The 12,835-nt window shown below is 63.0% G+C and carries 5 protein-coding genes; 3 read left to right on the top strand and 2 right to left on the bottom strand.

The window, feature by feature from the left end:
• The coding region (locus GIB19_RS18235) for an Ig-like domain-containing protein (RefSeq protein WP_274887458.1) at window positions 1-7,296 on the bottom strand (7,296 nt) is incomplete at its 3' end.
• A 188-nt stretch (window positions 7,297-7,484) separates the two neighbouring features.
• Window positions 7,485-9,035, bottom strand: a complete 1,551-nt coding sequence (gene norR / locus GIB19_RS18240) for a nitric oxide reductase transcriptional regulator NorR (protein WP_027595501.1) — start codon at window positions 9,033-9,035, stop codon at window positions 7,485-7,487.
• A gap of 154 nt (window positions 9,036-9,189) precedes the next feature.
• On the opposite strand from norR, the gene hmpA reads away from it, so the two are divergent.
• The 3 genes from hmpA (at window position 9,190) to cyoA (ending at window position 12,833) form a co-directional block, all read left to right on the top strand.
• Window positions 9,190-10,368 carry an NO-inducible flavohemoprotein gene (gene hmpA / locus GIB19_RS18245; protein ID WP_274887459.1) on the top strand — a complete coding sequence of 393 codons (1,179 nt, stop codon included), beginning with the start codon at window positions 9,190-9,192 and terminating at the stop codon, window positions 10,366-10,368.
• 455 nt (window positions 10,369-10,823) lie between these two features.
• Window positions 10,824-11,330, top strand: coding sequence for a disulfide bond formation protein B (locus GIB19_RS18250; protein ID WP_099428354.1), 507 nt, complete (start codon window positions 10,824-10,826; stop codon window positions 11,328-11,330).
• 558 nt (window positions 11,331-11,888) lie between these two features.
• Complete coding sequence (cyoA, locus tag GIB19_RS18255) at window positions 11,889-12,833, top strand: ubiquinol oxidase subunit II (protein ID WP_027595504.1); 945 nt, start codon at window positions 11,889-11,891, stop codon at window positions 12,831-12,833.
• Window positions 12,834-12,835 lie beyond the last annotated feature (2 nt).

Raw genomic sequence — 12,835 nt, forward strand, 5'->3', positions numbered from 1 at the left:
TGGTCCGACTAGGGCGCTGCCCAGTTCAGTGCCATCGGCGGCGAGAATACGGACGGTGCTACCCGGTTCGGCACGGCCAGTTACTACAGTGCCGTTGGCGCTGACGGCCAGCTCACTCGGCGCGGCAGGCGCGGTGATGTCCGGCGCGGTGATCTGTGCGGGCAGAGAAGACAGGCCGGTGTCATCGATGGCGACGACATCGAGCAATTCACCGTTGGCTTGCGGTGGCGTGAGTTCAAGGGTGAAGGTGCCGTCGGCACCGGCAATGGCGTTGCCGATCAGCGTGCCGTTGGCATCATGGACCTCTACGCGGCTGCCCGCTGGCGCGGTACCGGTCAGGGTGGTGCCATCGGCATCAATGGCCAAGTCGCTCGGACTTGCAGGGGCGGTGGTCTGAGGTACGTCGTATTCGAGGGCAACGGAAGCGTTGCCGCTTGCGTCGGTCTGCACCAGGCTCAGTTGCTCGCCTGGTTGGGCAGCCGGGTCAAGGTCAATCAGGAAGGTGCCGTTGGCCAAGACAGTGCCGGTACCAATCACATTGCCGTTGGCATCGCGGACTTCCACGGTGGCCCCGGCTTCGCCGCGCCCGCTGAGGGCCAGGCCACCAGCGCCGACCACGATATTGCTGACGGCATCAGGCGGAGTAATGTCCGGCGCGTCGAATTGCAGCGGGGTCGAGCTGTTACCAGCGGCGTCCACCAGACGAATATCCAGTGCCTCGCCATTCGCTTGAGCCGGGGAGAGGGTTACGCTGAATAAGCCATCTGCACCCACCACTCCGGTGCCGATTACGGTGCCCGCAGCATCCCTCACTTGCACAGTGGCGCCTGGTTCGCCGCGACCGGAGAAGGTCACGCCTTCAGCCAGGGCCAGGTCAGTTGGCTGCGCAGGTGGCAGCAGGTCTTGCGAGGTGACCGAGCCAGGCTGCGAAACGTTACCCGCAGCATCGGTCAGAATTACTTGCAGTGTGCTGCCGTCGATCACAGCCGGGTCCAGCGTCAGCACAAAGGTGCCATCTGCACTCACGGTGCCAGTCGCCAGCACATTGCCGGCGGCATCCCGCACCTGCACGGTAGTACCCGCTTCGCCACGGCCAGTCAGTTGGTGGCCAGCGAGGCCGATCACCAGGTTGGTCGGAGCGTTGGGTGGCGTGGTGTCCACGCCGTCGATATCCGGCGCGGTGACGGAGCTGGCAAGCGAAGTGTTGCCAGCGGCATCGGTTGCGGTGGCCTGCAGAACTTCGCTATCAATCTGGGGCGGGTCGAGGTTGATGCTGAACACGCCGGTTGGCCCGACCAAGGCGCTGCCCAGCTCGGAGCCATCGGCGGCGAGAATACGGACGGTGCTACCCGGTTCGGCGCGGCCGGTAACGACGGTGCCGTTGGCGCTGACGGCCAGTTCACTCGGTGCGGCTGGTGCAGTGATGTCCGGTGCGGTGATTTGTGCAGGCAGAGACGACATGCCCGTGTCATCGATGGCGACGACATCGAGCAATTCACCGTTGGCTTGCGGTGGTGTGAGTTCAATGGTGAAGGTGCCATCTGCGCCGGCAATGGCGCTGCCAATCAGTGTGCCATTGGCATCGTGCACCTCCACACGGCTGCCCGCTGGCGCGGAACCGGTCAGGGTGGTGCCATCGGCATCAATCGCGAGGTCACTTGGGCTGGCCGGGGCGGTGGTTTGTGGTACGTCGTATTCGAGGGCAACGGAAGTGTTGCCGCTTGGGTCCGTCTGCACCAGGCTCAGGTGTTCGCCTGGTTGCGCAGCCGGGTCGAGATCCATCAGGAAGGTGCCATTGGCCAGGACGGTGCCGGTACCGATCACATTGCCGTTGGCATCGCGCACTTCCACGGTGGCACCGGCTTCGCCGCGACCGCTTAGGACCAAGCCACCAGCGCCGACCACGATGTTGCTGACAGCATCAGGCGGAGTGATGTCCGGTGCATCGAATTGCAGTGGGGTCGAGCTGTTGCCTGCGGCATCCACCAGACGGATGTCCAGTGCTTCGCCATTCGCTTGGGCAGGGCTGAGCGTCAGGCTGAAAGTGCCATCTGCGTTGACCAGTCCGGTACCTATCACAGAGCCTGCGGCGTCGCGCACTTGAACCGTGGCGCCTGGTTCACCGCGACCAGTAAGGGTCACGCCTTCAACCAGGGCCAAATCAGTCGGTTGTGCTGGTGGCAGCAGGTCTTGCGAGGTGACCGAGCCAGGCTGCGAAACGTTACCCGCCGCATCGGTCAGGGTCACCTGCAGGGTGCTGCCATCAATCACGGCAGGGTCCAGCGTCAGCAGGAAGGTGCCATCTGCACCCACAGTGCCAGTGGCCAGCACATTGCCAGCGGCATCACGCACCTGAACGGTAGTGCCCGCTTCGCCACGGCCAGTCAGCTGGTGGCCCGCGAGACCGATCACCAAATCAACAGGGGCGTCCGGTGGTGTGGTATCGCCGCCGTCGATATCCGGTGCGGTGACGGAGCTGGCAACCGAAGTATTACCGGCAGCGTCAGTTGCGGTGGCCTGCAGTACTTCGCCATCAATCTGGGGCGGATCAAGGGTGATGCTGAATACGCCAGTCGGCCCGACCAAGGCACTGCCCAGTTCGGTGCCATCGGCGGCGAGAATACGAACAGTGCTACCCGGTTCGGCACGGCCGGTGACAACGGTGCCGTTGGCGCTGACGGCCAGCTCACTCGGTGCGGCTGGTGCAGTGATGTCCGGTGCGGTGATCTGTGCGGGTAGGGACGACAGGCCGGTGTCATCGATGGCGACGACATCGAGCAGCTCGCCGTTGGCTTGTGGTGGATTGAGCTCAATGGTGAAGGTGCCGTCGGCACCGGCAATGGCGCTGCCGACCAGCGTGCCGTTGGCATCATGGACCTCTACGCGGCTGCCCGCTGGCGCGGTACCGGTCAGGGTGGTGCCATCGGCATCGATGGCCAGGTCGCTTGGGCTGGCGGGGGCGGTGGTCGTTGGTACGTCGTATTCAAGGGCAACGGAAGTGTTGCCGCTTGGGTCAGTCTGCACCAGGCTCAGGTGTTCGCCTGGTTGGGCAGCTGGATCAAGGTCGATGAGGAACGTGCCGTTGGCCAAGACGGTGCCGGTACCAATGACATTGCCATTGGCATCGCGTACTTCCACAGTGGCCCCGGCTTCGCCGCGACCACTCAATACCAGGCCACCAGTGCCGACCACGATGTTGCTGACGGCATCAGGCGGAGTAATGTCCGGTGCATCGAATTGCAGTGGGGTCGAGCTGTTGCCAGCGGCATCCACCAGGCGAACGTCCAAAGCTTCGCCATTGGCCTGAGCGGGTGAAAGGGTCAGGCTGAAGCTGCCATCTGCGCCCACCAGCCCGGTGCCAATCACGTTGCCGGCAGCATCGCGAACTTGAACGGTGGCGCCAGGCTCGCCGCGACCGGTGAGGGTCACGCCTTCAGCCAAGGCGAGGTCAGTCGGTTGCGCAGGCGGCAGCAAGTCTTGCGAGGTGACCGAGCCAGGCTGCGAAACGTTGCCCGCCGCATCGGTCAGGGTCACCTGCAGGGTGCTGCCGTCGATCACGGCAGGATCAAGGGCGATTACAAAACTACCGTCCGCGCCTACGGTGCCAGTGGCCAGGACATTGCCGTCGGCATCACGCACCTGAACCGTAGTGCCCGCTTCGCCACGGCCAGTCAATTGGTGGCCAGCGAGGCCGATCACCAAATCAACAGGCGCGTCAGGCGGTGTGGTATCGCCGCCGTCGGTATCCGGTGCGGTAACGGAGCTGGCGGTGGAGGTATTGCCAGCGCTATCGGTAGCCGTGGCTTGTAGAACCTCTCCATCAACCTGAGGCGGATCGAGATTAATGCTGAACACGCCAGTCGGGCCGACCAGAGCGCTGCCAAGTTCAGTGCCGTCGGCGGCGAGAATACGAACGGTGCTGCCTGGTTCGGCGCGGCCGGTAACGACGGTGCCGTTGGCGCTGACGGCCAGTTCACTCGGTGCGGCTGGTGCAGTGATGTCTGGTGCCGTGATTTGTACAGGCAGGGATGACAGACCCGTGTCATCGATGGCGACGACATCCAACAACTCGCCGTTGGCTTGTGGTGGATTGAGTTCAATGGTGAAGGTGCCATCGGCACCGGCAATGGCGCTGCCGACCAGCGTGCCGTTGGCATCGTGTACTTCTACGCGGCTACCGGCCGGTGCGGAACCGGTCAGGGTGGTGCCATCGGCATCGATGGCCAGGTCGCTTGGGCTGGCGGGGGCGGTGGTCGTTGGTACGTCGTATTCAAGGGCAACGGAAGCGTTGCCGCTTGCGTCGGTCTGCACCAAGCTCAGGTGCTCGCCGGGTTGGGCAGCTGGGTCGAGGTCGATCAAGAACGTGCCATTGGCCAATACAGTGCCTGTGCCAATCACATTGCCGTTGGCATCACGCACTTCCACAGTGGCCCCGGCTTCGCCGCGGCCGCTCAATACCAGACCTCCAGCGCCGACTACGATGTTGCTGACGGCATCAGGCGGAGTAATGTCCGGTGCGTCGAATTGCAATGGTGCAGAGCTGTTGCCAGCGGCATCCACCAGACGGATGTCCAGTGCTTCGCCGTTCGCTTGAGCGGGTGAAAGGGTCAGGCTGAAGCTGCCATCTGCGCCCACCAGCCCGGTGCCAATCACGTTGCCGGCAGCATCGCGAACTTGAACGGTGGCGCCAGGCTCGCCGCGACCGGTGAGGGTCACGCCATCAGCCAGGGCCAGGTCAGTTGGCTGCGCAGGTGGCAGCAGGTCTTGGGAGGTGACCGAACCTGGCTGCGAAACATTGCCCGCCGCATCGGTCAGGGTCACCTGCAGGGTGCTGCCATCAATCACGGCAGGGTCCAGCGTCAGCAGGAAGGTGCCATCTGCACCCACAGTGCCAGTCGCCAACACATTGCCGGCGGCATCACGCACCTGAACGGTAGTGCCCGCTTCGCCACGGCCAGTCAGCTGGTGGCCCGCGAGACCGATCACCAAATCAACAGGGGCGTCCGGTGGCGTGGTATCGCCGCCGTCGATATCCGGTGCGGTGACGGAGCTGGCAACCGAAGTATTACCGGCAGCGTCAGTTGCGGTGGCTTGCAGTACTTCGCCATCAATCTGGGGCGGATCTAGGTTGATACTGAATACGCCGGTCGGGCCGACCAAGGCACTGCCCAGTTCAGTGCCATCGGCGGCGAGAATACGAACAGTGCTACCCGGTTCGGCACGGCCGGTGACAACGGTGCCGTTGGCGCTGACCGCCAGTTCACTCGGCGCGGCTGGTGCAGTGATGTCCGGCGCGGTGATTTGTGCGGGCAGAGAAGACAGGCCGGTGTCATTGATGGCGACGACATCCAACAACTCGCCGTTGGCTTGTGGTGGATTGAGTTCAATGGTGAAGGTGCCATCGGCACCGGCAATGGCGCTGCCGACCAGCGTGCCATTGGCATCGTGCACTTCTACGCGGCTGCCCGCTGGTGCACTACCGGTGAGGGTGGTGCCATCGGCGTCGATGGCCAGATCGCTCGGGCTGGCGGGAGCGGTGGTCTGAGGTACATCGTATTCAAGGGCAACGGAAGTGTTGCCACTTGCGTCGGTCTGCACAAGACTCAGGTGTTCGCCGGGTTGCGCAGCCGGGTCGAGATCGATCAGGAAGGTGCCATTGGCCAATACAGTGCCTGTGCCAATCACATTGCCGTTGGCATCGCGCACTTCCACAGTGGCCCCGGCTTCGCCGCGACCGCTCAATACCAGCCCACCAGCGCCGACCACGATGTTGCTAACTGCATCAGGCGGAGTGATATCCGGCGCATCGAATTGCAATGGTGCAGAGCTGTTGCCAGCGGCATCCACCAGACGGATGTCCAGCGCTTCGCCGTTCGCTTGAGCGGGTGAAAGGGTCAGGCTGAAGCTGCCATCTGCGCCCACCAGCCCTGTTCCAATCACGTTGCCCGCAGCATCGCGCACTTGCACGGTGGCACCTGGCTCACCGCGACCGGTAAGGGTCACGCCTTCAGCCAAGGCGAGGTCAGTCGGTTGCGCAGGCGGCAGCAAGTCTTGCGAGGTGACCGAGCCAGGCTGCGAAACGTTACCCGCCGCATCGGTCAGGGTCACCTGCAGGGTGCTGCCATCAATCACAGCCGGGTCCAGCGTCAGCACAAAGGTGCCATCTGCACCCACAGTGCCAGTCGCCAAAACATTGCCAGCGGCATCCCGCACCTGCACGGTGGTACCCGCTTCGCCACGGCCTGTCAGCTGGTGGCCAGCAAGGCCGACTACCAGATCCACAGGTGCATCCGGCGCCGTGGTATCCGGAGGCGTTTCAACATCCGGGGCCGTAATGCCAGCAGCCGGCGATGTATTGCCGGCTGCGTCCTGTGCGGTCACTTCCAATGCCTGGCCATCGGTCTGCGGTGGCTGCAAATTGATGCTGAACTGCCCGTCAGCACCCGCCACCGCGCTGCCCAGCAATACGCCACCCGCACCTCGCACCGCCACCGTCGAGCCGGGTTCGGCGCGGCCGGTGAGGGTGGTGCCCTGTTCGTTGATGGCAAGATCGGTCGGTGCCAGCGGTGCCGTTGCATCCGGGGCGGTGACGCTGCCGGGGGCCGAGACGTTGCCCGCACCATCGGTCAGGGTGACTTCAAGGTTTTCGCTGTTGATCTGCGGGGGATTCAACGCAACGTTGAAGCTGCCATCGGCACCGACCGTGCCGCTGCCGATCAGGTTGCCCGCGCCGTCGCGAATATTCACCGTGCTGCCGGCTTCGCCGCGGCCCGTCAGGCGCAGGCCATCAGGGGACACCAGCAGGTCGATCGGTGTGGCCGGCGCCGTGGTGTCGCCTGGGTCCGAGCCACCACTGCTGCCACCGCTGCTGTTGTCGGCCGCCGCCGCCGCGCCGCCAATACCCAGCAGGCTGAGCCCTGCAATGGCCCAGGTCGGCATCGCGCTGCCCGCCACTCCGATACCCGCGACCAGTTCATCCAGCGAGGCCACTTCGTCGAAAGTAAAGCCCGTAAAAGCCACCGCATCGTAGTTCGCATGCCACAGGGTGCCGTCCTCACCGACGAAGACGATGTCGCTGCCGACGCCGGCCTGATCCACGGCGAAGAAGTTGCCGATAGTGACCTTCTCGCCCGACTTCAGGGTGACGATCAGGTCTTGTCCGCGCTGGGTGACGGTTGCCACTTTATCGGGGGAAACCGGCATCTGCACGACGCCTGGCCCGTTGAGACTGACATTGCCCCAGGCACTCTGGGTGGCGACTGCGGATTGCTTATCGGCGACGACGATGTTGTCCATGGATGCTCCCTGCTGGTGTGCGGCTACACTGGCTCGGCTTCAGCGAACCAGGGCCGGCGCAACGTCAATGCAACGTGTTGCGCTCAGCCTCGACCATGACGGCCGTGATACCGGTGGTTAGGGAGATATAGCAGCCCAGCGAGAAGCAACCAGATGGCTTTCTGGGTTAATCCTTTTGTAGGTAAGCCTCAGCGAAGCCCCAGCCGACGCGCCAGCCGACTGAGGTTGGCGCGGTCCAGGCCGAGTTCGCGCGCGGCGGCGGCCCAGTTTTCCGCGTGCCTTTGCAGGCAGTTTTCGATCACTTGGCGTTGATAAAGGTCGACGGCTTCACGCAACCCGCCATCGGGCAGGGGCGCCTCCAGCAGCGGCGAGGGGGAGGGCAGCGGGCCCGATGGGGCAGCAGCGCGCAGGTCCAGGTCGATGGCCTCAAGGGTGAGGATGCGCGGCCGTTCCGGGTGCTGGCCGAGCGCCTTGAGCGCCGAGCGGCCGATCAGGTGTTCGAGCTCGCGCACGTTGCCCGGCCAGTCATAGGCGAGCAGTGCAGCTTGGGCGTCGCTGCTCAGGCGCAGGCTGTTCAGGCCCAGGCGCGAACGGTTCTGTTCGAGGAAGTACCCCGCCAATAGCAGCACATCGCGCCCACGTTCACGCAGCGGCGGAACGTGCAACGGGTACACGCTCAGGCGATGGTAGAAGTCGGCGCGGAAGTTGCCGTTGCGCACTTCTGCAGCCAGGTCGCGGTTCGTGGCTGCGATCAGGCGGACGTCGACCCGGTGTTCGCGGTCCGACCCCAGGCGTTGCAGCTGGCCACTTTGCAGCACACGCAGCAGCTTGGCCTGCACGGTCAATGGCAACTCGCCGACCTCATCAAGAAACAGCGTGCCACCATTGGCCAACTCGAACTTGCCGAGGCGTTCGCCGTGGGCGCCGGTAAAGGCGCCGCGCACGTGGCCAAACAGCTCGCTTTCCACCAGGGTATCGGGCAAGGCCGCGCAGTTGAGGCTGACCAGCGGTTTGTCGGCACGGTTGCTGGCCTGGTGCAGCGCTTGGGCGACCAGCTCTTTGCCAACGCCGGTCTCGCCGGTGATCAGCACGGTCAACTCGCTGCCGCCGACCAGGCGTATCTCTTCCACCAGGCGCTTGTGTGCCGCACTCTGGCCAATCAGCTCCTTGTCCTGGGCACTGGCCTGGCGGTAGATCTCGGCGCGATGGTGTTCGTCCTCTGCGCGCAGGGCCAGGTGCTCGATGCGCTCGGCCACGGTCACCGTGGCGGCAGCCAGGCTGGCGAAGGCCTGCAGCGCATCCAGCTCAAGGCTCTGGAACTGCCCGGGGGTCAGCGCGTCCAGGGTCAGCAGGCCCCAAGGGCGCTCATCGACCATCAACGGGCAGCCCATGCAGTCATGCACTTCAAGCGTGGCATCCGGGGCGTTGACCAGGCCGTCGTAGGGGTCAGGCAGGTCCGAGTCGCTGGCAAAGCGGGTGGGTTGTGGGCGGCTGAGGAGGATCTGGAAGCGCGGGTGCTCGCTGACCCGAAAGCGTCGGCCCAAGGTATCGGCACTCAGGCCGTCCACTGCCAGCGGTACCAGCCACTCACCGTCCAGGCGTAGCAGTGCGGCGGCGTCGCACGGCAACAGCCCGCGCATGGCCTGAAGCAAGCGGCGGTAGCGTTCCTGGTCGCTCAGGTCGCGGGACAAGTCGCTGACCAGGGGGAGGAGGGCGGTGAGCAGTGGCTTTGCAGTCATAGGGACTCCTTTTGGTCATTATGACTATACGCCCGAGCGAGTCGTTTTGACATGCCACGCGTCAACGCCCTGATTTTGCTGGGTATAAAAGTTGGCACGAATGGTGAAATACCCAAGGCAATCATTCGAAGCCATAGGCTCAGGAGTCGTTGCAATGCTCACTGCCGAACAACGTGCAATCGTCAAAGCCACTGTCCCCCTGCTGGAAAGCGGCGGCGAAGCGCTGACCACTCACTTCTACAAGATGATGCTCAACGAGTACCCGCAAGTGCGTCCGCTGTTCAACCAGGCCCACCAGGCCAGCGGCGACCAGCCACGTGCGTTGGCCAACGGCGTCCTGATGTATGCCCGCCATATCGACCAGCTCGAACAACTCGGCGGCCTGGTCGGCCAGATCATCAACAAGCACGTGGCCTTGCAGATTCTGCCGGAGCACTACCCGATCGTGGGCAGCTGCCTGCTGCGCGCCATTGAAGAAGTGCTCGGCAAGGACATCGCCACCCCAGAAGTGATCGCGGCCTGGGGCGCCGCGTATGGCCAGCTGGCCGACATCCTCATCGGCGCTGAAGAAAGCCTCTATAAAGAGAAGGAGCAAGCCGCCGGCGGATGGCGTGGTACCCGCGAGTTCCGCCTGGTACGCCGCGAGCAGGAAAGCAGCGAGATCGTCTCGTTCTACTTCGCCCCGGTGGACGGCAAGCCAGTGCTCAAGGCCGAGCCAGGGCAGTACATCGGCCTGCAGTTGTTCATCGACGGCGCCGAGCAGCGTCGCAACTACTCGCTGTCGGCCCTGTGCGACGGCAATGAATACCGCATCAGCGTCAAGCGCGAAGCTGGTGGCAAGGTGTCCAACTACCTGCACGATGAACTGGTAGTGGGCAAGACCCTGCAGCTGTTCCCACCTGCAGGCGACTTTACCCTGGCCGCCAGCGACAAGCCGCTGGTGCTGATCAGTGGTGGTGTGGGGATCACCCCGACCCTGGCGATGTTGCAGGCGGCACTGCAGACCCCGCGTGAAGTGCATTTCATCCACTGTGCGCGTAACGGCGCCGTGCATGCCTTCCGTGAGTGGGTCGACGGCCTGGCCGAGCGTCATCCACAGCTCAAGCGCTTCTACTGCTATGCCGAGCCGCAAGGCGGCGCTGCGGCCGATGCCGTGGGCCTGCTGAGCGAAGACCTGCTGGCCGAGTGGCTGCCACGTGAACGTGACGTCGATGCCTACTTCCTGGGGCCTAAAGCCTTCATGGCGGCGGTCAAGCGCCAGCTGAAGGGCCTGGGAGTGCCGGAGCAGCAGAGCCGCTACGAGTTCTTCGGGCCAGCGGCAGCGCTGGAGTAAACACCCAGCAGTCCTAGCTGTTGTAGGAGCAGCCTTGTGCTGCGAAGAGGCCGGTGATCTCAGAAGATGCTCTGAGCCATCACCGGCCTCTTCGCAGCACAAGGCTGCTCCTACCTGCTTATATACCGGCCTCTTCGCATCACCAGGCTGCGCCTACCTGCTTATATAAAGGAGAGATGAAACAGCCCGCCAAGCTTTCATCTTTAATCCTCCTTTAATCACGGTATCCTTCACTGCCAGGTGTCGAGGGGCTTGCCCCTGCGCTGCACCCGGGTAGCCGCTTTTTTGCCGTGTGACGTTGAACCGACGTCACAATGGCCGGTCTCAGCCATCTCGGATAGCCCTGCGCAGTGCTATCACGTTGCCCCCTCGGCACGCTAAAGGCCCTGCCCAGCGTGTAGAATCGCGCACAGGCAGGCGGACCACGCGGCCACTCTCCATCCAAGGAACCGGCAATGAACGAACAAACATCGCGCCTGAATCGGGAACGGCGCTTTCTGGTGCTGCTGGGGCTGATCTGCCTGTCGCTGATCGGTGGCGCCCTTTATATGCAGGTGGTATTGGGCGAGGCACCTTGCCCGCTGTGCATCCTGCAGCGCTATGCCTTGCTGTTTATCGCCGTGTTCGCCTTCATCGCCGCCGCGATGCCCGGGCGGCGCAGCCTGACGGCCTTCGAAGGCCTGGTGGTACTCAGCGCCATCGGGGGAATCGTTGCGGCCGGCAACCATGTGTATATACTCGCCAACCCCATGGTCAGTTGCGGCATCGATACCCTGCAGCCGATCGTCGACGACCTGCCCCTGGCCAAGCTGTGGCCGCTGGCATTCCAGGTCGACGGCTTCTGCAGCACGCCGTACCCACCGATCCTCGGTCTGTCGCTGGCGCAGTGGGCGCTGGTCGCATTTGTCCTGACGGCCATTCTGGTTCCGCTGGGCATCTACCGCAACCGACGTCAGGCTTAGACAAAAGTCCCGAATTGCATGAGGTCTTTTGCACGGCGTGAGATGCGCAGAAAGTTGCTCCCCGCTTGATCCAGATCAATCACAAAGCCTTGTAGAATGCGGCTTTGAGGGCTACCCGGCGGGGTGCGACAAACTGTCGCGAAGTTGATTCTTCGGGTCGCATTGTTACGTATTCTGTAAAAGACTGTTGCTCAATAAGTCATAGTCAAGGGTTGGCGACCTATCTACAATCGCCCCCAATTTCCGTTCGGCACTGCTTGCGAGTCGCAGGATTGAAGGAAGCCCCAGCGCTCCCTTTTGCTGACTTCGTCAAGTTTCGCCCAGCGGCGATACCGAGCGGACACCCCTCCGCGTTTTCCCGCACCAAATGGACTTGGTCTGAAGTACAGGCCTGTTGCCTACGAAACCATAAGCACCGCTAACACGCTTGAGCCAAGGTCCTGCAGTCGGACCCCAGGCAGGAGCGAGTACGGGCGCGAAATGCCGCACTTGGCAGGACGAAGTGTTGGCTACCAAAACACAAATTGCATTGAAGCAAGCTGATCTAGAGGTCGTGAGATGAGTAAAAAGCGTTACCCCAGACTGTTTGGCATATTGCCCTTTTTAGGCATGCTTTTACTCAGTGGGTGCAACTGGACCCTGCTCGACCCGAAAGGTCAGGTCGGCATTGAGCAAAAGAACCTCATCCTCATCGCTACCGGCCTGATGCTGCTGGTGGTGATCCCGGTCATCATCATGACCGTGGCGTTCGCCTGGAAGTACCGTGCTTCCAACAAGGCGGCCACCTACACCCCCGACTGGTCGCACTCGACCAAGATCGAGGCCGCGGTGTGGATCATCCCGATCATCATCATCATCGCCCTGGGTTATGTCACCTACAAGTCCACCCACAAGCTGGACCCGTATCGTCCGCTGGATTCCGACGTCAAGCCGATCCAGATCGACGTGGTCGCACTGGACTGGAAGTGGCTGTTCATCTACCCGGAGCAGGGCATCGCGACGGTCAACAAGATCAACTTCCCGGCTAACACCCCGGTCAACTTCCGCGTCACCTCCGACGCCGTGATGAACTCGTTCTTCATCCCGGGCCTGGGCGGCCAGATCTACGCCATGGCCGGCATGACCACCAAGCTGCACCTGATCGCCAACGAAAACGGCGAATTCGACGGTATCAGCGCCAACTACAGCGGCGCTGGCTTCACCGGCATGAAATTCAAGGCTACTGCAACTTCCCAGGAAGACTTCGACAAGTGGGTCGCCGAAGTGAAGCAGTCGCCGCTGAAACTGGGCAAAGCCGAGTACGAAGCTCTGGCCAAACCTAGCGAATACAACCCAGTCGCGCTGTACAGCGAGGCCCCGGCAGAGCTGTTCCAGTCCATCGTCGACAAGTACGAAGGCATGAACCGCGGCAAGCCGGTCCACGAAGAAGCAGGCAGCAAAGATCTGGCCACTACCAAGGGTGTGGAATCGAGTATGCAACCAGCTGCCGGTGCAGAGGAGTAAGA

The sequence above is a fragment of the Pseudomonas sp. ITEM 17296 genome, assembly GCF_028895205.1.
Taxonomy (GTDB): Bacteria; Pseudomonadota; Gammaproteobacteria; order Pseudomonadales; family Pseudomonadaceae; genus Aquipseudomonas; species Aquipseudomonas kermanshahensis.

What these genes read in the sequence shown, in the direction of transcription:
- hmpA (WP_274887459.1), top strand. Translation starts at nt 9,190, where the DNA reads ATGCTCACTGCCGAACAACGTGCAATCGTCAAAGCCACTGTCCCCCTG.
- norR (WP_027595501.1), bottom strand. Translation starts at nt 9,035, where the DNA reads ATGACTGCAAAGCCACTGCTCACCGCCCTCCTCCCCCTGGTCAGCGAC.
- cyoA (WP_027595504.1), top strand. Translation starts at nt 11,889, where the DNA reads ATGAGTAAAAAGCGTTACCCCAGACTGTTTGGCATATTGCCCTTTTTA.
- GIB19_RS18250 (WP_099428354.1), top strand. Translation starts at nt 10,824, where the DNA reads ATGAACGAACAAACATCGCGCCTGAATCGGGAACGGCGCTTTCTGGTG.